This is a genomic window from Agarivorans sp. Toyoura001 (assembly GCF_005405585.1).
In the GTDB taxonomy this organism is placed as follows: Bacteria; Pseudomonadota; Gammaproteobacteria; order Enterobacterales; family Celerinatantimonadaceae; genus Agarivorans.
Genome location: NZ_BJEQ01000006.1, coordinates 95,962 through 118,451, shown reverse-complemented (window position 1 = coordinate 118,451; position 22,490 = coordinate 95,962). Strand labels below are relative to the sequence as shown.

General features: G+C 43.8%; 19 protein-coding genes and 1 tRNA gene. 11 read left to right on the top strand and 9 right to left on the bottom strand.

What is annotated here, in order from left to right:
• Nucleotides 1–6 precede the first annotated feature (6 nt).
• Both FFR00_RS09885 and rsxA read right to left on the bottom strand, forming a co-directional pair.
• Nucleotides 7–531, bottom strand: a complete 525-nt coding sequence (locus FFR00_RS09885) for an RnfABCDGE type electron transport complex subunit B (protein ID WP_137673234.1) — start codon at nucleotides 529–531, stop codon at nucleotides 7–9.
• A 13-nt stretch (nucleotides 532–544) separates the two neighbouring features.
• Nucleotides 545–1,123, bottom strand: coding sequence for an electron transport complex subunit RsxA (gene rsxA, locus FFR00_RS09880; protein WP_137673233.1), 579 nt, complete (start codon nucleotides 1,121–1,123; stop codon nucleotides 545–547).
• A 310-nt stretch (nucleotides 1,124–1,433) separates the two neighbouring features.
• Between rsxA and nifL the strand changes: the two genes are divergently transcribed.
• The 9 genes from nifL (at nucleotide 1,434) to modC (ending at nucleotide 10,404) form a co-directional block, all read left to right on the top strand.
• On the top strand, nucleotides 1,434–2,990 hold the full coding sequence (gene nifL / locus FFR00_RS09875; protein WP_161985139.1) for a nitrogen fixation negative regulator NifL: 1,557 nt from the start codon (nucleotides 1,434–1,436) through the stop codon (nucleotides 2,988–2,990).
• Nucleotides 2,990–4,537 carry a nif-specific transcriptional activator NifA gene (gene nifA / locus FFR00_RS09870; protein ID WP_137673231.1) on the top strand — a complete coding sequence of 516 codons (1,548 nt, stop codon included), beginning with the start codon at nucleotides 2,990–2,992 and terminating at the stop codon, nucleotides 4,535–4,537. The genes nifL and nifA overlap by 1 nt, the downstream gene beginning before the upstream one ends.
• Before the next feature lie 147 nt (nucleotides 4,538–4,684).
• Nucleotides 4,685–5,992, top strand: coding sequence for a nitrogenase cofactor biosynthesis protein NifB (nifB, locus tag FFR00_RS09865; protein ID WP_137673230.1), 1,308 nt, complete (start codon nucleotides 4,685–4,687; stop codon nucleotides 5,990–5,992).
• A complete protein-coding gene (locus FFR00_RS09860; protein WP_137673229.1) occupies nucleotides 5,992–6,258 on the top strand; it encodes a ferredoxin in 267 nt (88 codons plus the stop codon). The genes nifB and FFR00_RS09860 overlap by 1 nt, the downstream gene beginning before the upstream one ends.
• 8 nt (nucleotides 6,259–6,266) lie before the next feature.
• Nucleotides 6,267–6,890 carry a nitrogen fixation protein NifQ gene (locus FFR00_RS09855; protein ID WP_137673228.1) on the top strand — a complete coding sequence of 208 codons (624 nt, stop codon included), beginning with the start codon at nucleotides 6,267–6,269 and terminating at the stop codon, nucleotides 6,888–6,890.
• Between the two features lie 482 nt (nucleotides 6,891–7,372).
• A complete protein-coding gene (locus tag FFR00_RS09850; protein ID WP_137673227.1) occupies nucleotides 7,373–8,206 on the top strand; it encodes a TOBE domain-containing protein in 834 nt (277 codons plus the stop codon).
• Between the two features lie 18 nt (nucleotides 8,207–8,224).
• Nucleotides 8,225–8,992, top strand: a complete 768-nt coding sequence (gene modA, locus FFR00_RS09845; RefSeq protein WP_137673226.1) for a molybdate ABC transporter substrate-binding protein — start codon at nucleotides 8,225–8,227, stop codon at nucleotides 8,990–8,992.
• Between the two features lie 27 nt (nucleotides 8,993–9,019).
• Complete coding sequence (gene modB / locus FFR00_RS09840) at nucleotides 9,020–9,700, top strand: molybdate ABC transporter permease subunit (protein WP_137673225.1); 681 nt, start codon at nucleotides 9,020–9,022, stop codon at nucleotides 9,698–9,700.
• On the top strand, nucleotides 9,691–10,404 hold the full coding sequence (modC, locus tag FFR00_RS09835; protein WP_137673224.1) for a molybdenum ABC transporter ATP-binding protein: 714 nt from the start codon (nucleotides 9,691–9,693) through the stop codon (nucleotides 10,402–10,404). Before modB ends, modC begins: the two co-directional genes overlap by 10 nt.
• Before the next feature lie 42 nt (nucleotides 10,405–10,446).
• Here the strand turns inward: modC and FFR00_RS09830 are convergent, their stop codons facing one another.
• From FFR00_RS09830 to FFR00_RS09805, 6 genes are all read right to left on the bottom strand, one after another.
• Nucleotides 10,447–13,551 (bottom strand): efflux RND transporter permease subunit, encoded by a 3,105-nt coding sequence (locus FFR00_RS09830; protein WP_137673223.1) that lies wholly within the window; start codon nucleotides 13,549–13,551, stop codon nucleotides 10,447–10,449.
• The gene (locus FFR00_RS09825; RefSeq protein WP_137673222.1) at nucleotides 13,551–14,663 is read right to left on the bottom strand and encodes an efflux RND transporter periplasmic adaptor subunit; all 1,113 of its coding nucleotides are present in this window, start codon (nucleotides 14,661–14,663) and stop codon (nucleotides 13,551–13,553) included. Before FFR00_RS09825 ends, FFR00_RS09830 begins: the two co-directional genes overlap by 1 nt.
• 383 nt (nucleotides 14,664–15,046) lie before the next feature.
• On the bottom strand, nucleotides 15,047–16,498 hold the full coding sequence (locus FFR00_RS09820) for a catalase (protein ID WP_137673221.1): 1,452 nt from the start codon (nucleotides 16,496–16,498) through the stop codon (nucleotides 15,047–15,049).
• Nucleotides 16,499–16,836: 338 nt separating this feature from the next.
• A tRNA-Val gene (locus FFR00_RS09815) sits at nucleotides 16,837–16,913 on the bottom strand.
• A gap of 232 nt (nucleotides 16,914–17,145) precedes the next feature.
• A complete protein-coding gene (locus tag FFR00_RS09810; RefSeq protein ID WP_137673220.1) occupies nucleotides 17,146–18,144 on the bottom strand; it encodes a DUF3080 family protein in 999 nt (332 codons plus the stop codon).
• Nucleotides 18,141–19,538, bottom strand: coding sequence for an MATE family efflux transporter (locus FFR00_RS09805; protein ID WP_137673219.1), 1,398 nt, complete (start codon nucleotides 19,536–19,538; stop codon nucleotides 18,141–18,143). The genes FFR00_RS09810 and FFR00_RS09805 overlap by 4 nt, the downstream gene beginning before the upstream one ends.
• Between FFR00_RS09805 and FFR00_RS09800 the strand changes: the two genes are divergently transcribed.
• On the top strand, nucleotides 19,537–20,157 hold the full coding sequence (locus FFR00_RS09800; RefSeq protein ID WP_137673218.1) for a riboflavin synthase subunit alpha: 621 nt from the start codon (nucleotides 19,537–19,539) through the stop codon (nucleotides 20,155–20,157). The two genes, FFR00_RS09805 and FFR00_RS09800, sit on opposite strands and share 2 nt — an antisense overlap.
• Here FFR00_RS09800 and FFR00_RS09795 read toward each other — a convergent pair.
• On the bottom strand, nucleotides 20,154–20,357 hold the full coding sequence (locus FFR00_RS09795; protein ID WP_137673217.1) for a CPXCG motif-containing cysteine-rich protein: 204 nt from the start codon (nucleotides 20,355–20,357) through the stop codon (nucleotides 20,154–20,156). The two genes, FFR00_RS09800 and FFR00_RS09795, sit on opposite strands and share 4 nt — an antisense overlap.
• A gap of 206 nt (nucleotides 20,358–20,563) precedes the next feature.
• Between FFR00_RS09795 and thrS the strand changes: the two genes are divergently transcribed.
• A complete protein-coding gene (gene thrS, locus FFR00_RS09790) occupies nucleotides 20,564–22,489 on the top strand; it encodes a threonine--tRNA ligase (RefSeq protein WP_137673216.1) in 1,926 nt (641 codons plus the stop codon).
• Nucleotide 22,490 lies beyond the last annotated feature (1 nt).

Genomic DNA, 22,490 nt, shown 5'->3' with positions numbered 1-22,490 from the left:
CTACTCCTAAGCGATATTGGGTTTTGGCCATTGCCATGTGTTTAGCTGTATGGTTTGTGCTTGCATGGTTAAACAACCTTGAGGACAGGCTTTTTCACACAGCTTACATCCAGTACAAACTTGGCTTATTACCGTATGCATTTGTTTAGTTGCGCCTACAATGGCGTCAAAGGGGCAGGCTTTAAAACAGCGGGTACAACCACTGCAGTTTGACTCGTCAATCACCGCTACTAGGGGAACAGCATCAGGGTCATTGCTTACTTCCACACCCAGTAAACCAGCAATACTGGCCGCCAATCCATTACCGCCCGGAGGGCAACTGGTAGGGGACAGTCGGCCATCTACCATGGCTTCTGCTGCTTGGCGACAACCTGGCTCACCGCATTGGCCGCATTGACCGCCAGGTAACATGGCTTCTAGTTCATCCACCCTTGGGTCACCTTCAACCTTGAGCGCTTTAGACGCCCACCCCAATAAGGCGCCTAAGGATGCGCCAATCAGAATTAGTACAACAACAGATACAATAATCATGGTAATACTCCTACTAACCCACCATGCCGCTAAACCCTAGAAAGGCCATTGATAACAATCCTGCAGTAATAAAGGCGATAGGTAAGCCAGCAAAGGCAGCAGGTACTTTGGCGAGCTTTAAACGCTGTCTTAAACCTGCAAACAACACTATGACTAAACTAAAACCGGCGGCAGAGCCAAAGGCGTAACACAGGGTTTCAAGAAAATTCATGTTGTTTTGCACCACGAGTAGCGCCACCCCTAACACCGCGCAGTTTGTGGTAATAAGCGGTAAAAATATCCCTAGGGCGTGATAAAGTTCTGGGCTATTTTTTTGAATCAGCAACTCGGTGAGTTGCACAACTGCAGCAATCACCAGAATCAGAACTAGAATTCGCATCACCTGAATACCTAGAGGGGCTAATAGCAGGGATTCAATAAGCCATGCGGCTACTGCGGCTAAACACAGCACAAAGGTAGTGGCTAAGCCCATACCTAAGGCGCTATCTATTTTGTTTGAGACACCCATGAATGGGCACAAACCTAAAAACTTTCCTAACACCACGTTATTTACCACTGCGGTGCTAATAAAAATAAGTAGGTAGTCAGCCATTGTGTACTTCCTAAACTTGAGGATGGTTAACAATGCAATTGCAGGCTGTGTACCAAGTTGGTGAATTGCTCCGATATAGGGAGAGAAGCCATGCTATTCATGGCCTTAGATAAAAACGATTCACATTTACCCGGAGCTTAAAGTGGTGATAAATACGACAATAATTACTGATAATTTACTTAAATTTGTTGTAAATCAAACAAAGCATTTCTAACTGAGCCCCGTGGTATGGCGATTTAGTTTCGGGAATACCGCTTGCATTGTGTGCCTATGTTCAGCAGTTAACTCAGCAATGCAAAGGATTGATTGGATGATGAATGAACTTAAATCAACCATGGAGCAAGCTTTTCAAGATTTGGCTCCCGAGAGTAAGAACGAGATCCTTGAACAGTGCTTTCAGATCTTAGAACAAATGCCAATGGCCATGTCGATAAGCGATTTAAAGGCGAACTTCCTGTTCGTAAACAAACGCTTTTCTCAAGTAACTGGTTATTCGCCAAATGATTTGCTTGGCTGCAATCACTCTTTACTCAGTTTTAAAACCACTCCGCTAGACGTTTACCAAGAACTTTGGTCTTGCATAAGCACTGGTGGCAGTTGGCAGGGGCGGCTAATTAACCGCAAGAAAAATGGTCAGCGCTATTTAGCCGAACTGTCTATTACCGGCTTATGCGATTCATCTGGAAACATCACTCATTACATGAGTGTGCATCAAGATATTAGTGAGCGGCACCAACACCAAACTAAAGCCGCTAATCAAAAAGCAATGGTTGAGGCGGTGCTAAACACTGCGCCGGTGGCAATCGCCTTAGTTGACGAATCTCACCAAGTGGTATTAGACAACTTGGCTTACAAAACCTTGCGCAGTGATTTTTCGCAAGAGCCGGTAAGTGTTGCGTTAACCCAATTAGGGCAGCGGATAAACAATGCTCACCATCAAACAGAAGAACCCTTTACCGAAGGACAAAACTTTAATATTGAAGTGGGCAAAGGTAAGCGTAAGCGCTGGTTCTCTTGTTGTTTGTCGTCTGTAAAAATAAGCGGTGCTGAGGTTGATGACTACTTTGTACCAAAGCGAGACCGCTATTTGGTAATTACCTTAAGTGAAGTAAGCCGTGAGCGTCGCCGCCAAGAGCAACAACGTTTAGCAGAGTTACAACGCTCTACCGCTGAGTCAGAAGCTTTGCACAGTATGCAGGAAGCGTTGCATGCGGCTATTCACCAGATTCAGGGCCCGATAAACATGATTGATTCAGCACTGCAGATGTTTTGTGGTGGGGCTAATAGTTGTGCGCGAACCAATGCGATGCAAGCTGGCTTAGCAGCGGGTCATGCTGCCATAGATCAATTACAAAGTGCCTTACCGGAAAAGCCGCAAGAAGCTATACAGTCGGTGAACGTTAATCAGTTGGTGCATGAGGTTACTGAAATGAGTAACCAACGGTTGTTGTCTCGCAGTATCACCATGCAACTGAGCTTAAACGGCACGTTGCCGCCCTTAAGGGGTCAGCCATCTCGATTACGGGTGGCTATAAAACAGCTTATTGAAAACGCCATAGAAGCCATAGATTTAGCCAAGAAAACACGCCGTGAAATTGTATGCAGTACCCAACTGGTTGATGAAGATATTGAAATCACCGTTGAAGACAGCGGTCCAGGTATCAAAAAAGAGCTGCAACTTAAAGTTTTTGAACCGTTTTACAGTACCAAGCCCCTCAATAATAACGGTTGCAGGGGCGTGGGCTTAAGCATTGTGCAGCAAGTGGTGAGTGAGCATAGTGGCACGGTTCAATATCAATCAACCTCTTTAGGCGGCTGTAAAGCCCGCATCGTTCTCCCTCTACGTAGTATTAAGCGAGGTGAATAATGGAATATTCAACAAAACGTGAGTCACATATAGCAGAGAGCCACTTAGCCGCGTTGTACGACGTAAGCAGTGTGCTAACTAATAGTTTAGATTACCAACAAAGTGTCAGTAAAGTGCTGCAAGTACTGCACGACAAAGCCATGTTACAGCATGCCATGTTAGCGTTGATTGCTGAAAACGAACAAATGCTCAACATAGACTCTGTACATACGCCAAACCACGCTGGCGATAATGTGGCCAAGAATGTTCGGTATCGCCCTGGCGAAGGCATCGTGGGAACGGTACTAACTCAAAAACAACCTATTGTATTAAGCAAAGTGTCGAACGATTTACGCTTTGCCGACAAACTGGATCTTTACGCGCTAGATTTACCTTTTATAGCGGTGCCGATTAAAAAAGCTAATGAGGTACTGGGTGTATTAGCGGCGCAACCGCAAATAGACGATCCGCAAAAGCTCTCTTCGTTTACCCGTTTTCTTGAAATGACCGCGAACTTAATTGCTAAAAGTGTGTTGCTGGCGAAAGACGTGGCAGTACAAACCAATCAGCTAGAAGCTGAACGGGATAGGTTACGCAGAAAAGTCCGTAGCAACTACAGCATGGACAATATTGTTGGCCACTCACGGGTGATGCGACGTGTATTTGAGCAGATCCGCTTGGTATCTAAATGGGACAGCACAGTATTAATCCGCGGTGAATCGGGCACTGGTAAAGAACTAATTGCTAACGCCATTCATTACAATTCCCCACGTGCAACAGGGCCATTTATAAAACTCAACTGCGCGGCGCTGCCCGACAATTTATTAGAGTCTGAGTTATTTGGTCACGAAAAAGGTGCGTTTACAGGGGCGGTAAAACAACGTAAAGGCCGTTTTGAAATGGCCGATAATGGCACTTTATTTTTAGATGAGATTGGAGAAATCTCAGCTGCCTTTCAAGCCAAATTGCTTCGAGTATTACAAGAAGGGGAATTTGAGCGAGTGGGTAGCACTCAAACCATTAACGTGAATGTACGGATATTGGCGGCAACTAACCGTAACTTGGAAGAAGAAGTGAGGCAGGAACGCTTTCGCGAAGACTTGTATTATCGCCTGAACGTGATGCCTATGTTCCCGCCACCGCTACGTGACCGTATCGAAGACTTACCCGATTTAGCGGAGTTTTTGATAGAAAAATTGGCTAAACAACAGCGGCGTGAGTTGTCGTTAACCGACAGCGCTATAAGAATGATGATGGCCTACGACTGGCCGGGCAATGTGCGACAACTGGAAAACTTGTTAGAACGGGCATCGGTAATGAGTGAGAGTGGGGTGATAGACCAAGACCTTATTGTACTTGATGGCTTAGATGGGCCTAAATTTAGCCCGCGAACCCCAGTAGATAAGCCCGCTATAGATAACTCTGAGATGGATGAACGGGAAAGGGTTATTGCAGCATTAGAACAAGCCGGTTGGGTGCAAGCAAAAGCCGCACGTTTACTCAATATGACCCCGAGGCAAATTGCTTATCGGATTCAAGTGATGAACATTAACGTTCGCCAAATGTAAGTTGATTGGCTGTCGTATTTACTACAAATACGACAGCCAATGCCTTTTACTAAAGTTTTATTACTCATAACTATTTGTATTTTATGCGTTTAATTATTGGAATAAGCTTTGCAAAGTAAACAATAAAGTATCTAACAAGGAAGCTTTATGACTTTACAACACTTAAGGCAGAGCCAAACCAAACAGCCTGTAAGCGCTGAAGCCCAAGCCGCTTTAGTAGCAAAGCATCCTTGCTTTTCTAAAGAGGGTCACCGTTATGCAAGAATGCACTTACCGGTAGCGCCAGCCTGTAATATTCAGTGTAATTACTGCAACAGAAAGTTTGATTGCAGCAACGAAACCCGTCCTGGCGTAGTGTCTAAGTTATTATCTCCCGCTATGGCGGCACGACGTTTTGAAAAAGTAAAACAACATGTTCCAGAGACTCAAGTTGTTGGAATAGCCGGGCCGGGAGACCCTTTGGCCAACCCAAAAGCAACCCTCGCCAGCTTGAAGGCTATCTCCAAAATAGACGAAGACGTCCATTTGTGCGTATCAACAAACGGTTTAGCGTTGGTTGATCAGCTTGATGCATTGCTTGCCGCTGGCGTAAAACATCTCACTATTACCATTAATTGTATCGACGCTGATATAGGGCAAAAAATCTATCCTTGGGTGTACTTTAATCAACAACGCTTACGCGGGCGCAAAGCTGCTCAAACCCTGATAGATAGGCAGTTGTTGGGTTTAGAGGCGGCGATAAAAGCGGGTATGTTGGTTAAAGTAAATACCGTGTTGATCCCAGGGATCAATGATTTCCATATTGATTCTTTAGCTAAAGAGTTAGGTCGATTTGGCGCGTTTATCCATAACATTATGCCGCTTATTTCCGACCCCGCCCACGGTACTTACTTTGGTTTAATGGGGCAGCGTGAACCGAGCAAACGGGAATTAGATTTAGCCCGCCAAAGTGCCGGTCAAAGTATGGCGCAAATGACTCACTGCCAACAATGCAGAGCCGATGCAGTAGGCAAACTGGGTCAAGACATCGACCTTGCCGCAATTGAACAAGATAACGCTGTAGCCGATTCAACACTTCGAGTAGCAGTGGCGACCAGTAGTAACCAACTAATTGACCAGCATTTTGGTCACGCAACTCAGTTTTTAAGCTACTTGGTAAGCGCAGAGAGTATTGAACAACAACGAAGCATTGATTGGCAGCAATACTGTTCCGGCAGTGATCAGTGTGCTGACGACAAGCAACAAGACTTAAACCAGCTTAGCCAATTTAATACCGTATTGTGCAGCCGAATTGGCCACACACCTTTGCAAGAGCTGTCTGACTTGGGCGTAGAGGTGAATACCAAATATGCCTTGCGAGAGATTAAAGAGGCTTTGTTAGAGATACAACAATCGCTTATTAATCAAGTAAAGCCTGCCAAGCGAACTGTATGTAACGCCGGGGAGTGTAGCTAATGTCAGTATCTATTACTAAAGACTGTATAGCATGTTTTGCGTGTAAAGAAGTGTGCCCTCAAAAGGCCATCTCAAGTGGCCAATCGGCCTTTTCTGTGATTGCCCATCGCTGTAACGAATGCAGCGATAATCCTAATGGACCGCAGTGTGCGCATATATGCCCAGTTGAAACGGCGATTGTCGACAACAAAGGCCAGGCGCTTAACCCTCTCGGTTCACTAACGGGTTTGCCCCAAGATCTTAACGTGATCGCCTTATCAAACTAGGAGCGCTTATGGAACAACAAGTGTTTGATTCAACAGATGGTTTAATAGGTAACGACTGGATGCAAGCCTTAACTAAAGTCTGTTATCCAATGTCTTTGCATAACCGCAATTGGTTTAAACAAATTATTAGCGCACAACTGAGTGGTGAAGCAGCCTTGCCCTACGGAGTAGGCTTAGACAACTCGTGCTATTTAGATTTAAAACGCGCCATCAATAATAGCGAGATCGAAAATCTAGAATTGCTATGGAAGCAACCGTTCAAGGAGAGCTTGCGAAAACGCGCTAACGTACTGAGTGAGGTATGTAGCCTGCGCGCCCAGGAACGCAATGAATTAATAGCAGTGTTGGTGGAGCACGCTAATCACAAAGCACCTTACGCCTTGCAAATGGCTATTATTGTGGCTACGGCGTGTTTGTCTCAATCTCACCTTTGGCGAAGTTTAGGCCTAAAGCATAGAGACGAACTAGGCGCTTTGTTGAAGTACAATTTTCCTGAGTTACACGCAATGAACACCAACAACATGCGGTGGAAACGCTTCTTTTATCGCTATTTGTGTCAGCAGGGCGGTGATTTTGTTTGTAGAGCGCCAAGCTGTGCGCAATGCCCCACCTATAGCGAATGCTTTGTGTAATTAAACGCCTCTATGCTGCCTATGAGGTTTGATATGTAGCATAGAGCGTTTGGATACTAAATAGTTTGCTCGCTAACTCTAAGTGTCTATCGCTCGGTTAATCTTTCAATCTTTTCTTACATTAAAGAGGGATTCTGGTCCTCCAACTACCCACATCTAACACCTTTTATGTTTAGCCTGTCATTACTGGTTAGCTAAACTCTGTACTTCCAATAAACAGTTCAAATTCAATCTAGTACAAAGATAAATACCCTTACCGGCAAACAGGATATTTAGTTCGTTGTATAGCTAACAATACAGCGCTTTTTGTTGTTTACACGACATAAGAACGCAAGATAGATAGTTCCTCATACCCCGTGTCTAAGGGCTTTCAGGCCGATTCTGGCTTTGGCGCTGGATTTGCAATCAACCTTATACAAGCTCCCTAAACTATTGCTTAAGGCATTTAGCCAAGCAGTAGTTAGCGTTATATAGGTAAGACTATGACGGTGAATCAATTAAAAAGCGCGGTGCCCTTAATGGGCAAAATAAAACTATGTAGTGAGTTAGGTCCCTTCCTCAGCGACAAACGAATAAAACTACTAGAAGCGGTGGTGGAACATGGCTCATTAAGCGCTGCGGCTAAATCTATTCCTATGTCTTACAAAGCGGCATGGGACGCCTTAGATGCCATAAATAATCTGTCTGAAAAGCCGCTGGTCGTTAAGCAAAGTGGTGGCAAACATGGCGGAGGCACCCAATTAACCGACTATGGATTAAGCCTACTTAGTTTATACAAAGCCCTAGAACTCGAATATCAACAGGCGTTTGAGCAGTTAAAACCTACCTTGCAACAACCTAGTGCCGAACAACTCAATGTGGCTGATTTTCGCTTATTAATGCGTCGAATGAGTTTACGTAGTAGCGCACGAAATCAATTACTTGGTCAGGTAGTGATGATAGATAAAAAAGCGGTGAACAGCTTTGTGAAGGTAGCAATTAGCCAGCACCTTACGGTAAATGCAGTGCTAAGTAACGAGTCTGTAGAACTTTTGAATTTGAGTTTTGGTAGTCAAGTCTTGTGCCTCATAAAAGCGTCACAAGTCAGTTTGCATCGAGGCGCCGAGGTCGCAAAAAATAACGTTAACCAGTTCGTTGGACGCGTTAGCAGAATTAACGAGGGAGAAGATAAGCTAGATATTACTGTGCAATTAGCAGAACAAAAATCTTTGTCGGCGATTGTATCTAGCGCGTCTGCCTCACAGCTAAACATCAACGAAGCCAGTCAGGTAGCGTTATCGTTTAATGCTTCGTCGGTAATTATTTGTAGTTATTAATCTAAAAGGACGTTCGTAATGAAAAAATCTATAACTAATTATTTCCCCCAAGCGGCGCTTGCGGTGATGTTTTTATTTAGTTCTGAGTTTGTTGAAGCCGCAGAAGTAAAAGTAGCGGTAGCAGCAAATTTTTATAAACCAGTGCTAGCCATTGCCGATCAATACCAACAAGAAACGGGGCATCAGGTTAGCGTATCAGCAGGCTCTACGGGCAAGCTATACGCCCAAATAAAAAATGGCGCGCCATTTGAAGTATTTTTAGCCGCAGACCAAAAACGCCCGAGTTTATTAGTTGAGCAAGGTTTGGCAAAAGCCAGCAGCCAATTTACTTACGCTAAAGGCACGTTAGTACTGTGGTCAAGTAAACCTGAGCTAGTGGATGCGAAGGGCGAAATATTAAACAGTGAAATAAAACACCTTGCTATTTGTAACCCTAAAACTGCGCCCTACGGAGCGGCGGCGGTAAGCGCTTTGCAGCATTTAGGTATCTACCAGCAGTTGCAAAGCAAATTTGTTGAAGGGCAATCGGTTGGGCAGACCTACCAGCAGATCAGTTCCGGCGCGGTGGATTTAGGCTTTGTCGCATTATCTCAGGTGCTTGTAGATAGTAAGTTAAGTCGCGGATCAATGTGGCTGGTACCAAGCAAGTTGTATGCTCCGATAAAACAAGACGCAGTATTACTTAATAAGGGCGATAGCAACCCGGCCGCTCAAGAGTTTATTGATTACTTACGTGAGAATCAAATCACCGCTTTAATTAAAGGTTTTGGTTACGAAGTCGAGTAACAAGCCGCTGAGGCAAAGGAGCTTTATATGCCTGATTTAGTCGTCGTTTATCTTACTCTTAAACTCGCGAGTGTGGTTACGCTAATTTTGTTAATCGTGGCTACTCCACTAGCGTGGTGGATGTCGCAAACTCAGTCTCCATATAAGTCGATAGTAGGCGCTATGTTTGCTTTGCCTTTAGTGCTTCCTCCAACGGTATTAGGTTTTTACTTATTGTTATTGCTTGGGCCAAATGGCGCATTGGGCGTATTGTCTGAGTTTGTTGGCATAGGAGCGTTGCCTTTTACTTTCACTGGAATAGTGATTGCCTGTGTGGTGCATACTTTGCCATTTGTGGTTCAACCTATGCAAAATGCTTTTGAAGCAATAGGGAAACGACCATTGGAAGTCGCAAAAACGCTTCGAGCCAGCCCAAGCCGGGTATTTTGGAAGGTGGCATTTCCATTAGCTCGACCAGGTTTTTTTGCCGCTGCTATTCTCGGTTTCTGCCATACCATCGGTGAATTTGGTGTGGTGTTGATGATTGGCGGAAATATCGCCGGCGAAACCCGTGTTATGTCGATTGATATTTATAACCACGTAGAAGCGCTTGAATACAGCCAAGCTCATTGGTTAGCGGGTGGCATGTTGGTGTTTTCTTTTGTTGCCTTACTGCTGATATATAGCCTAAATGATTTCGTCAAAAGGAGGCTTACTCAATGTGCTTAGAGTTATCTTTAGATTCGCAGCGAGGTGATTTTAGTTTAAACATAGATATTACCTTACCGCCTTCCGGGGTGTCGGTACTGTTTGGGCCCTCAGGTTCAGGAAAAACCTCTTGTTTAAGAGCAATGGCGGGCTTAGACCGTTTCGCAGGTGGTTATTTTTCGCTTAACGGAGAGGTGTGGCAAGATGATAAAAACAACATTTGGCTTGATTGTTATCAACGTGAAATTGGCTATGTGTTTCAAGAAGCGAGCTTGTTTCCTCATTTAAATGTAGAGAAAAACCTGCTATTTGGTTATCGCTTAGTGCAGCCGGATAAACGCCAAGTAAGCATTAGTGATACCTGTGAGTTACTTAGTATTTCTCACTTACTTAAACGCCGAGTTACTTCTTTATCTGGTGGAGAGAGGCAACGTGTTGCCATTGCAAGAGCGCTATTAAGCTCACCAAAATTGTTACTCATGGACGAGCCCTTATCAGCGCTAGACGCAAAACTTAAGCAAGAGATCATTCCTTATCTAGAGCAATTACATCGGCAATTATCGATACCAGTTGTTTACGTTAGTCATGACATAGAGGAAGTGAAACAACTGGCCGATTACATGATTTTGTTAGAAAAAGGCCAAGTGGTGAGTCAAGCTTATGTGAGCAATTTTCAGCTAAACATAGAACCTGCGGTTACTCAGCATTATCTAAAAGCCGTATAAAAAAGGCCAATGCCATCTGGCATTGGCCTAATTGCCTATTCACTATGGTTGGCTAGTCTGATAGTTTGCTATTTCTTGTTCTAATAGCTGAGTAACATGCCCTGGCGAATGGGTTGAGCGAGCCAGCAGTTGATACATCGCGGGTATAACCAACAAGCTAACTACCGAAGCGAAGGCCATACCAAATAACACCACTGTGCCTACTGAAATTCGACTTTCGGCCCCAGCACCAGTAGAGATAATTAGCGGTACCGCGCCAGCTACGGTAGTAAACGCAGTCATCATAATAGGGCGTAAGCGTCGCGATGCTGCTTCTACAATCGCTTGGTTAAACTCGATGCCGCGGTCGCGAAGTTGGTTGGCATACTCAACAATTAAAATGCCGTTTTTGGTCACCATGCCTATTAGCATAATCATCGCGATTTGACTGTAAATGTTCAGGCTTTCGCTCATGAAGTACATGCCTGCTAAGCCACCAAATACGCCCATGGGTACCGTTAGCATTACCACCATAGGGTTGATAAAGCTTTCAAATTGGGCGGCTAATACCAAATAGGCAACCAACAGCGCTAATGCAAATATGATTAGGGTACTGCTTTGGTTTTCTTTGTAGTCTTTTGATTCGCCGCTAAAATCGATAGAAATGTCGCTAGGCAGTTCATCTATTGCAAGTTGTTCTAAATAATCTAAGGCCTCACCTAGGGTATAACCTTGATTAACCGTACCTGAAATAGTCACCGCGCGTTGTTTGTTTAAACGACTAAGTCTACTGGCTGAAGCCACTTCTTCTAGTTGCGTTACGCTGTCTAAGGTAATTAAGCTGCCGTTAGCTGCACGTAAGTAAATTTTGCTGAGATCTGTCGCGCTGTTAAAGCCTTCTTCGCCGCCACGTAAGTAAACGTCGTATTCTTCGCCACGATCTACAAAGGTCGTTTCACTGCGACCGCCCAGCATTATTTCTAAGGTGTCTGATATTTCGCTTACACTTACGCCCAGTTCAGCGGCACGTTGGCGATCAATCTTCACAATAAGTTCTGGTGTTTTTTCTGAATAGTTAATGTCTATTGTGCTAATTATTGGATGAGACTCGGCGTGTTCTAAAATCACCTGTCCCCAATGATTTAATTCTTCAAAGCTAGAACCGGCCAATACAAACTGTATCGGATCGTCAGATTTACCTCTAAACCCTGGCTGCATAGGCCGTATCGAGATATCAGCAATGTTGGATAAGGTTTTACGCATTAGATTCACCACGTCACCTGCGTTTTGCTCTCGCTCAGCCCAGTCTTCTAACTGCACAATAATAAAAGCCGTGTTATCTCCCGCCCGTCCACCAAAAGCGGGGGTTTGCATATTAAAGGATTTAATCAAGCCTTGGCCGACCAAAGGCATGATTTGCTGCTCGACTTGGTCAATGTTTTTGGTCATGCGGTCGTAGCTGGTGCCTTCAGCACCTTTTACCATAATAAACACCACGCCTCGGTCTTCTACCGGTGCAAGTTGCGACGGAATTCCTTGCATAAAAGCGATACTACCTAGCACACACAACACAATGGCAGTGGGGCCAGCAGTGCGAGTGGCTATGATTTTTCGTAATAACCTTTGATAAGCTGGGATCAGTTTTGCAAAGGCTCTATCCATATAGGCACTGATGCGGCTTGGTTTAGCATTTAAGCTTAATAGTTTGCTACTGAGCACGGGCGTGAGAGTTAATGCGATTAGCGAAGAAAAAATAACCGCTACCGATAACAGCACCGAAAATTCGGTGAACATTTTACCTACCATTCCATCCATATAAGCGATAGGTAGAAAAACCATCACCAAAACAAGGGTTGTAGCAATTACGGCAAAACCTACCTCGCGTGTTCCTCGATAAGCTGCCAACAAGGGTGGGGTACCTTGCTCTATGTGGTGGTAGATGTTTTCCACCACCACAATGGCGTCATCCACTACCAAGCCAATCGCTAAAATGAGTGCCATTAAGGTAATGAGATTAATGGAAAAGCCAAAACTTTGTGCGGCAATAAACGCAGCAATTAACGACACCGGTACAGTAATTGCCGGGATAATGGTGATTTTTGCTTGGCCTAGGAATATATAAAGAACCAGCACCACAAGCGCACCTGTGATCATGAGGGTTTGGTAAACTTCGTCTATCGCCTGGTCAATAAACACCGTTGAATCGTAGTCTACCTTAAGCTCTGTTCCGTCTGGCACAAAGCGTTGTAGTCGTTCTACTTCTTCAGTGACTTTAGTGGCCACTTCTAAAGGGTTGGCATCTAATTGAGTAACGATGCCCAGGCTTAGGTTTAATATACCGTCACTTTTAAAGGTGGAGTTCTCATTCTCTGCACCGATAAAGACACTGGCTACGTCTTTCAGATAAACGTGTGTTCCGTCTTCGCTGGTGCGGATCCGTAAGTAATCAAAGTCCTCTGGTTCAGCGTATAAGCGTTCTGTTCGCACCGACATTACCGTGGTGTCGTTACGAATTTCGCCGCCGGGTAGCTCTAAGTTCTCACGATTAAGCGCCGCGACAATGTCACTTGGTGTGACTTGTCGACCAGCCATAAGGGTAGGGTCGAGTTTTACGTACATTACCTTATAAAGTGCGCCGGTTAAATCCACCGAACTCACACCGCTAATTAAGTTAAAGCGGTCAATCAATACCCGTTCTGCATAATCGGTTAGCTCGGTACGATCCATTATGCTGGAGTTTAAATTGATATATATCGAGGCTTCGCCCGAGCCGTTATCCTTAGATACTACAGGGTCGGTAATGTCGTCTGGCAAACTACGTTTGGCTCGTTCCACTGCGTCACGAACATCGCTCACGCCTTCGGTTAATGGCCAACCAAGCAAAAACGTTACGGTGACTCGCGACATTCCGTTTCGAGATACAGAGTCAATTTGGTCAATACCACTTATGCCAGACAGCTGGTCTTCAATAACCGAGGTAATTTGGCTATCGATAATGGTGGCAGATACGCCTTCATAGCCAGTAGAAATGGTAACAACCGGGTTTTCTACATCTGGCATTTCCCGAACTGCCAATTGGCTAAACGATACTAGACCGAATACACACAGTAAAAGGCTAAGTACAATTGCTACTACTGGGCGCTTAACCGAAACATCAGATAACCACATTAAATCGCTTCCTGTTCATCATGAGTTATCGATTCGCTAGACGGTTTAGCATTCTCATTCTTGGCGATTTGCTGCTCTACGTTTCTTACCTTTGCTCCATCTCTTATATTAACCAAGCCTTGTATAACAATGTTGTCGTGCAAGCTGACACCTTCGTCGATGAGTACAAAATTGTTAATACGTGCACCGAGTTGAACTTCAGTACGATGTGCAATGTGTTGCTCATCTACCACATAAACGTAGCGCTTAGTGCCTGAATACTCGATAGCTTGCACCGGGACCATCGCTTGGGTAGCAGGTGGTAAGGTAAGCGTTGCTCGCATCATCATGCCGGGCTTTAATTGGTCACTGGTGTTGTCAAATGCGACTCGAACCTTAAGATTCAGCGTATCGCTGTCTACCCTTGGGTCGATAACATCGATGCTGCCAGTAAAATTTTGCTGAGACCATGCAGGTGTAGAGGCTTGAATACTCATGCCCTTTTCTAATAGAGACAAGTACTGGTCTGGTACGTTTAAATCTAGCTGCAGGTCTTGTAGGTTATCTAAGTTTAATAGGCTTTGATTCGCACTCACTAAAGCGCCTTTGCTTATATCTACTAAGCCGATCACACCAGAGAAGGGAGCGGTTAAGTTGTGATCATCTAAGTCTGACTGTGCTGATGTTAACCGTGCTTTGGCGATGATCACGCTAGCGAGTTGGGCGTCAAAGCTAGTTTGCGAAACGGCTTTACGTTTTAGCAGTTGCTCAAATTCGTGTAGCTTACGCTGTTCATCGGCTAAGTAGGCTTTAGCTTCATCTAATAGTGCTTTAGCTTTAATACTATTTAGCTCTATGAGTACCTCGCCTTGTTTAACCCGTTGATTTGAACTTACGTTAATTTTTTCGATTTTGCCGGTTACCTCGGCAGCTATCGATACTGATTGTCGTGCACTTAAGGTTCCAATCAAGCTGAGTTCTTGAGACAAACTATGCTGTTGTACGTCTTCTGTTGTGACTAGCGTAGGTGCGGCTCGACGAGGTGCATTATTCGAATTAGATTGCTGGTTGATAAAAATTAACGCCAGCATGCTAACGATTAGAACTGGCGGTACCACAAAACGTAAATACATGAGAATCCATACAGCATAGAAAGGAACCCCATTTTACCGTTTTGTTGTTTCAGCTGGCGTAAAGCGAATGTAAAGAAATGCAAAGCTTTACCTTTACACTATTCCGCAGTTGTCTCTTAAACCTTGCATTTATGCTAAAGACATTGCCTGAATGGATGAGAAAGGCAACTAGTAGATTAATTTTTTAGATACAGTAAGCCAGCGTAGTAAACCAGAACAGGCAAAGGCGGGGTCAACAGCACTAAATGAGGATGTTGGAAGATGCAAATCAAGCCTATGACTAAAATGTTCTAACCATTGCTTGCGGTAAGCATTTAAACACTAAAAAGAATTAAGGCTAGGGTACTCATAGTAACCCCTCGGTTACTATGAGATTTTTAGGCTTATTGTTGGTATTCGCTCTCTGCTATCTCTAATAGTTCAGCAATTCCCTTGGCATACGCTGGGTCGGCTAAGTAACAGTGTTTTAAATGGCGCAATTGGATTTCTTTAGGCACGCCACCTAAGTTTCTTGCGGTGTTATCAAACAAAATAGCTTGTTTGTCAGCCGACATTAAGCGGAACAAATCCCCCGGCTGGCTAAAGTAGTCATCATCTTCTCGATGGTCCCAGTGTGCTGCTGCACCACCTAGGCGTAGCGGCGGCTCTGAAAAATCAGGCTGCTCTGCCCATTCGCCCTGATCATTGGGTTCATAACCCAGCGTACCGCCGTGATTGCCATCAACGCGCATGGCACCATCTCGATGGTAACTATGTACCGGACAACGAGGCGCGTTTACCGGAATGCTGTGATGATTAACCCCTAAACGGTAGCGCTGTGCATCACCGTAGGAAAACAATCGACCTTGTAACATCTTATCCGGAGAAAAGCTGATGCCAGGTACTACGCTTGCTGGATTAAATGCCGATTGTTCTACTTCTGCAAAGAAGTTCTCAGGGTTTCGGTTAAGCTCTAATTCGCCAACTTCAATCAGCGGATAGTCTTTGTGTGGCCAAATTTTTGTTAAGTCGAACGGATTGTAAGGTACCTTAGCCGCGTCATCTTCTGGCATCACTTGAATTTTTAAGGTCCACTTTGGAAAGGCTTTGTTATCGATACTTTCAAGTAAGTCTCTATGGTGACTTTCTCTATCTTTTCCTATTAAGGTTTCCGCTTCGGCGTCTGATAAGTTTTCAATGCCTTGTTGTGATTTAAAGTGGAACTTAACCCAGAAACGCTCATTGTTACTGTTGATTAAACTAAAGGTATGACTACCGAAACCATGCATGTGGCGGTAGGTAGCGGGGATGCCGCGATCACTCATTACGATGGTTATTTGGTGAAGCGCTTCAGGTAACGAGGTCCAAAAATCCCAGTTGTTTTTAGCACTACGCATATTGGTTCTTGGGTCGCGCTTAACTGCATGATTTAGATCTGGAAATTTTAGTGGGTCACGTAGAAAAAATACTGGCGTATTGTTACCCACTAAATCCCAGTTGCCTTCTTCGGTATAAAACTTAATGGCAAAGCCGCGAATATCTCGTTCGGCGTCGGCTGCACCGCGTTCACCCGCTACGGTTGTAAAGCGTGTAAACAGCTCAGTTTTTTTACCTACTTCGGAGAACAACTTAGCTTTTGTGTACTGAGTAATATCATGAGTCACTGTAAACGTGCCGTAAGCACCAGAACCCTTAGCGTGCATGCGTCGCTCTGGTATAACTTCACGATCAAAATGCGCCAGTTTTTCTAAAAACCAAACATCTTGAAGCAGTTGTGGCCCTCTCTTTCCAGCAGTTTCTACGTTCTGGTTATGAGCAACCGGACAGCCGGCGGCTGTAGTTAACTTTTTACTCATGTTGATACCTTCTATGGTGACAATGTAGTCCAGAAAAATTGAATCTAATTAAGTCCTAAAAGAGTATGGACTGTAGTTCTTTTTTAAGCGACTCAGGCAGGGCTCTACAATGTCATTTACATAGATTTACATATATTTGTGTGACAAATATATGTTCTTATATAACGTGTTTTACGGAGCGGGTTTTATTGATTTAAATCAAAGACGTTCAAGGTAAAAAAGTTTAAGAGATAAGTGAAGTGCCGCTGGATAGGGGCATTAACAATAGATCAAAGCGCAAACGAATAATCTGCTGGCTTAGGGAAGTTAAAGAGTAAGAAAATTGATGCTTGGAGAAGTGGTATTCGCGAGTGGATTTGAACCACCGACCCCTACCATGTCAAGGTAGTGCTCTAACCAACTGAGCTACGCGAATATCTTAGGTGTTGGCTGTAATTGAGAGTGATTTGAAAGCCGCTCTGCTTTACAGCGAGTGCAATACTAGGGGAGAGCGTATCGTCAGTCAATAGTTGTAGATTTCGTTTGCTCAATAAGTGGCCTTTACAGCGCACAATTTAACTAAATGAGGCGTAAAAGGCTGAATAAGCATAAGCAAATGGAACCCTTATCGCTTTAAAGCCTCGGCTTAGGCTTATGTGTAAGACTTGTTAAGCCTTACACATATCTAAAATCAATTGCCATTGTTTAACGTGCTGTCGATTACTCTCTTGAAAATCTAAATGGATTTTTTTTGTAGTCATTAACAAAAACGAACTTTTCTGTGAGTGGTAAAGGGCCGTTAAGGGCGGCAGTAATAGTCGAACGCTTTGATCAAGTTCAGCAAGGTAGCGTTGTACTTTTTCCATATAGACTTTGTGCAGAATATTTTTGAGAACGATGCCGTTTTTGCGGTCACTTTTACAGTTGAACTCGCGCTTTTCTAATGCTGTAGAAACCTCGTTGAGCCACAAGCTAGAACGTTGCATTTCTTGTAACAAGGCAAAAATACTAGGTCCCTTAGCAAACGACTCACTCAGTGCCAACAGTCCTTCATGGTCGAGGTTCTGATCTTTTATGAGTTGTTGATGTAACTTGTTTAAGTAACTCAAATTGTTGGCTAGGGATTGATAAGCAGAGTAGGGATGTTGGCGTAGCGCGTGATCGTTCTGCCACAAGTAACGTAAGCTTTGCTCGTTAACTAAATAGTTGCCCCAATATAGATCCAGCGATTGTATTTTTTTATTGAGAATGACTGTTAGCGTCTCTTCAAGCTTTGGTTCTAGTTGCTTGTCTTGAATACATGCTGCTAAGCCTTGAATGATTTTAGTGTGCCAAACTAGCTGGTAATCCGCCGCAGCATGTTTTCCTAAACTGGAGTTCCCATCAAAAATAACCTGGTCTAAGCCACATTGTTTTAAGCCGACACTGTCTAACAGAGAAAGTTGTAACGTTGGCTCTGGTTGTTGGTAATCACGCCAACTAAATGGAGTTAATGATCTGGTTGTTTGGGGGGCAGTAATATTGATGTTCAAGACGCGATTTAAACGAGCGCTATAATCCCCAAAGAGCTGATCACTACGTGGGGCTAACCAATTAAGCAGGGAATAAGCGCTGACAACTAGAGTGACACTAGCTGCCAGAAGGTAAAAGACACTAGCCTTAGTCATGATTCCTTATTGATTAAGTGCAGCTTGTGCGGATTGTTAGTGGCCCACACTAGCCTTGAGAACAAGCCAATCGCGCAGGCGGTTAACGCGAGTACTATTGCTATCCAAAAACCTATCACACCCATTGGCTCGCTTGTAAGGTAGTCGGTAAAAGTAAGTATAGAACCTACACCTAAGCCTATTGGCCAAAAGCTAATCAGCGTAACTATTAAGATGAAACGGGTATCTTGGTAACCCCGCAGCGCGCCAGCACAGCATACCTGTAATGAATCGGACAACTGATAAGTTGCCGCTAGCAAAAATAAAGGAGCAGCAATAGCAGCAACAGCGGTGTTATTGGTATACCAACTAATAATGTCATGACGAAATAACACCGTAGCTGTGGCAATAAACAACGTAGCGATAATAGACAAAATAACTCCGCTGTAGGCACTGATTTGTGCTTTATCTAACGACTTTTCGCCCATGTAATTACCCACTCGTATAGTTAAGGCAATGCCAATGCTTAAGGGCAACATAAACACCATAGAGGTAAAGTTTAGGGCGATTTGGTGTGCTGCAACAATGTCGGCACCAAGCGGAGATAGCAACAGAGCAATCATCGAAAACAAGGTCACCTCAAAGAATATAGCGCCACCAATTGGTAAGCCAAGTTTGAATATTCGCGAGATAATTGCCCAATCAATACCAGAACCCTGCTCAAACAATTTTAACGGCAGCAAAGTTGTACTTCGCTTGGCGTAAATAAGCATAGCAATGGCCATAAACCAATTCACCATTGCGGTTGCAACACCACAGCCAGCGCCACCTAGTTTTGGCATGCCAAGCAAACCATTAATAAACACATAATTAATGGGAATATTTAAGGCCAAGCCAGCAATACCGATGAGCATAATGGCTTTAATATTTGAACACGCCTCGTTGACACCGCGTAATACCTGATACAAGGCAAAAGCTGGCAAGCCAAAGCTAACAAAAAACAAATATTGTTTGGTTAAACCCACCAATTGCGGTTCTACATCCATCACATTGAAAACGTTTGGTGCAAACCACAAGATCACCCAAGCAGTAGCGGCGAGTATTAAAGAAATAAATAAGGCTTGGCGAAAAATGTTTCCGCCTTTAAACGCTTGTTTAGCGCCTATTTGATAAGCCACCAATGGTGTAACCGCCATCAATATGCCTTGTAATAACAAAATGATGGGGTTAAAAAAACTGGCAGCAACTGCAACAGCGGCTAAATCAGTAGGGCTTACCGAGCCAGCCATAATTGTGTCAACAAAACTCATTCCAGTTATGGTAAGTTGAGCCACGACAATAGGCCCTGCCAAACGTAAAATGGCAAAACACTCTTTTGAAAAACGTTGTTTAAAACCCAGGAAAAAATACTTCATGTTCACCGGAATAGTTCAAAGTAAAAGAAAAGTTGTCAAAGTCGAACGAGCGCCAGGCTTAATGAAGCTCTGGGTCGATTTAGTGGATATCGAAGGCTTAAACATAGGCGCTAGTGTTGCGATAAACGGGACCTGTTTAACCGCAGTCAGCATTAGCGAACAAGGCGTTCAATTCGACTTGATACAAGAAACGCTAAGTCTAACAAACTTAGACCTTATTAAAGAAGGGGATTTAGTAAATATTGAACGTGCTGCCAAGGTAGGTGACGAAATCGGTGGCCACCTAGTGTCGGGGCATATTCATACCACCGCCACCATATTAGACATGCAGTACTCAGAGAATAACTTAGCAATTCATCTTTCGTTAGCTAACGAATGGAAAGACTACGTGATTTATAAAGGGTTTATCTGCATAGATGGTGCAAGTTTAACGGTAGGCAAGTTAAGCGACCAAGGATTTTGGTTGCACATTATTCCAGAAACGCTGCGAGTCACTACTTTGGGTGATAAAGCGGTTAAAGATTTAGTGAACATAGAAATAGACAGTTCAACGCAAACTGCCATAGATACCATTAAACAACTCGCAAAAGCTGGAGATTTAAAACGCTGGCTTAGCTAAAAGAATTGCTCGTCATCTGCATCTACGTAAGCCAATAGCTTGTCGTTGCTCTCGTCTATATGTAGGCGACAATGAATGGGGTTACAACAAACACGGCAATCTTCGTAGAAGTCTTGGTCTCCATTACTCGCATCCATAATTAGCGGGGTATGGTGGCCACAGGTAGGGCAAGAAATCATTTTTTCGACATAGTTTTTCATAACAACTACTCCAATATGTCCACCGTTTAATTATGGTTCAAATTCCTTGGTTCGACGAGTCTTCTAATCAATAAAGCATAAGCTATTGAAGTTATTTGTTCAGACCTTTAATATTGCCGCTCTTTTAAGTGCCTTAGGTACTCAATTTTATCGACTAAATCATGTGATGTTGCGTAGGCATCACCACTGTATGTGCAAGGATAAATATGCCAGTTATTACTCTTCCTGACGGTAGCCAACGTCAATTCGAAAACCCAGTATCAACCATGGATATCGCCGCTGACATCGGCCCAGGTTTAGCTAAAGCCTGCATAGCCGGCCGTGTAAACGGCGAGCGAGTTGATGCATGTGAACTCATTACTGATGACGCTCAAGTAGCGATTATCACAGCAAAAGATGAAGATGGTTTAGAAATCATTCGTCACTCTTGTGCGCATTTATTAGGCCACGCTATTAAGCAAATGTGGCCTGAAACTAAAATGGCAATTGGCCCTACCATTGATAACGGCTTTTATTACGACATCGATTTAGAGCATTCACTAACTCAAGAAGACATCGACAATCTTGAGAAGAAAATGAAAGCACTGGCTAAGACCAATTACGATGTGATTAAAAAAACGGTGCCTTTAGCTGAAGCTAAAACGGTTTTTGAACAACGTGAAGAACCTTACAAGCTAGAAATTATTGAAGGCATTGACGCAAGTGCAACGCCAGGCTTGTACCACCACGAAGAATACATTGATATGTGTCGTGGTCCGCACGTACCTAACATGAAATTCTGTCACCACTTTAAGTTAATGAAAGTGGCTGGTGCATACTGGCGTGGTGATAGCAAAAACAAAATGCTACAACGTGTATACGGCACTGCGTGGGCAGACAAAAAGCAACTTGCGGCTTATTTAAAACGTTTAGAAGAAGCAGCAAAGCGTGATCACCGTAAAATTGGTAAACAATTAGATCTTTACCACATGCAAGAAGAAGCACCGGGAATGGTGTTCTGGCATGATTCTGGTTGGACTATTTTCCGCCAACTAGAAACCTACGTGCGCGAACAACTTACTAAGTACGAATACCAAGAAGTAAAAGCGCCGCAGATTATGGATCGCAGCTTATGGGAGAAATCTGGCCACTGGGACAAATATGCCGACGGCATGTTTACCACTCAATCAGAAAGCCGTGAGTATGCAGTTAAACCGATGAACTGTCCGGGTCACATCCAAATCTTTAATCAAGGTTTGAAATCGTACCGCGACTTACCGTTACGTATGGCCGAGTTTGGCTCTTGTCACCGTAACGAACCATCAGGCTCTTTACACGGTTTGATGCGAGTACGTGGCTTTACCCAAGATGATGCGCATATCTTCTGTACTGAAAATCAAATCCAAGACGAAGTCGCGTCGTGTATCGACATGGTATACGAAACATATAAGACTTTTGGTTTTGAAGAAATCGAAGTAAAACTGTCTACTCGCCCAGAACAGCGAGTAGGGGATGATGAAACGTGGGATAAATCTGAAAAAGCCTTAGCCGATGCGCTAACGTCTAAAGGTATTGAGTTTTCTTACTTACCTGGCGAAGGGGCTTTCTACGGACCTAAAATTGAATTCACTTTGCACGACTGCTTAGATAGAGCATGGCAATGTGGAACGGTTCAATTAGATTTCTCTATGCCTGGTCGTTTATCTGCCTCTTTCGTTGGCGAAGATAACGAACGCCACGTTCCGGTAATGATTCACCGCGCAATTTTGGGTTCATTAGAGCGATTCATCGGTATTTTGACTGAAGAATACTCAGGCTTTTTCCCAACTTGGTTAGCACCTCGCCAAGTGGTTGTGATGAATATTACCGATAAACAGGCCGATTTTGTCCATCAAGTAGTAAAAAAATTAAATAAACAGGGCATTAGAGCCATTGCGGACTTGAGAAATGAGAAGATAGGCTTTAAAATCCGCGAACATACTCTAAAGCGTATTCCTTACTTACTGGTTGTCGGCGATAAAGAAGTCGAAAGTAATGAGGTTGCGGTTAGAACTCGTAAGGGTGATGATCTAGGTAAATTTGCTGTTGATAAGTTTGTAGAGCAAATTAAACAAGAAATCGCCAATCGTGACAATAATTGTATTGAGGTATAAA

Coding starts and splice junctions, on each gene's coding strand:
- FFR00_RS09885 (WP_137673234.1), bottom strand. CDS start 531: ATGATTATTGTATCTGTTGTTGTACTAATTCTGATTGGCGCATCCTTA.
- rsxA (WP_137673233.1), bottom strand. CDS start 1,123: ATGGCTGACTACCTACTTATTTTTATTAGCACCGCAGTGGTAAATAAC.
- nifL (WP_161985139.1), top strand. CDS start 1,434: ATGATGAATGAACTTAAATCAACCATGGAGCAAGCTTTTCAAGATTTG.
- nifA (WP_137673231.1), top strand. CDS start 2,990: ATGGAATATTCAACAAAACGTGAGTCACATATAGCAGAGAGCCACTTA.
- nifB (WP_137673230.1), top strand. CDS start 4,685: ATGACTTTACAACACTTAAGGCAGAGCCAAACCAAACAGCCTGTAAGC.
- FFR00_RS09860 (WP_137673229.1), top strand. CDS start 5,992: ATGTCAGTATCTATTACTAAAGACTGTATAGCATGTTTTGCGTGTAAA.
- FFR00_RS09855 (WP_137673228.1), top strand. CDS start 6,267: ATGGAACAACAAGTGTTTGATTCAACAGATGGTTTAATAGGTAACGAC.
- FFR00_RS09850 (WP_137673227.1), top strand. CDS start 7,373: ATGACGGTGAATCAATTAAAAAGCGCGGTGCCCTTAATGGGCAAAATA.
- modA (WP_137673226.1), top strand. CDS start 8,225: ATGAAAAAATCTATAACTAATTATTTCCCCCAAGCGGCGCTTGCGGTG.
- modB (WP_137673225.1), top strand. CDS start 9,020: ATGCCTGATTTAGTCGTCGTTTATCTTACTCTTAAACTCGCGAGTGTG.
- modC (WP_137673224.1), top strand. CDS start 9,691: ATGTGCTTAGAGTTATCTTTAGATTCGCAGCGAGGTGATTTTAGTTTA.
- FFR00_RS09830 (WP_137673223.1), bottom strand. CDS start 13,551: ATGTGGTTATCTGATGTTTCGGTTAAGCGCCCAGTAGTAGCAATTGTA.
- FFR00_RS09825 (WP_137673222.1), bottom strand. CDS start 14,663: ATGTATTTACGTTTTGTGGTACCGCCAGTTCTAATCGTTAGCATGCTG.
- FFR00_RS09820 (WP_137673221.1), bottom strand. CDS start 16,498: ATGAGTAAAAAGTTAACTACAGCCGCCGGCTGTCCGGTTGCTCATAAC.
- FFR00_RS09810 (WP_137673220.1), bottom strand. CDS start 18,144: ATGACTAAGGCTAGTGTCTTTTACCTTCTGGCAGCTAGTGTCACTCTA.
- FFR00_RS09800 (WP_137673218.1), top strand. CDS start 19,537: ATGTTCACCGGAATAGTTCAAAGTAAAAGAAAAGTTGTCAAAGTCGAA.
- FFR00_RS09805 (WP_137673219.1), bottom strand. CDS start 19,538: ATGAAGTATTTTTTCCTGGGTTTTAAACAACGTTTTTCAAAAGAGTGT.
- FFR00_RS09795 (WP_137673217.1), bottom strand. CDS start 20,357: ATGAAAAACTATGTCGAAAAAATGATTTCTTGCCCTACCTGTGGCCAC.
- thrS (WP_137673216.1), top strand. CDS start 20,564: ATGCCAGTTATTACTCTTCCTGACGGTAGCCAACGTCAATTCGAAAAC.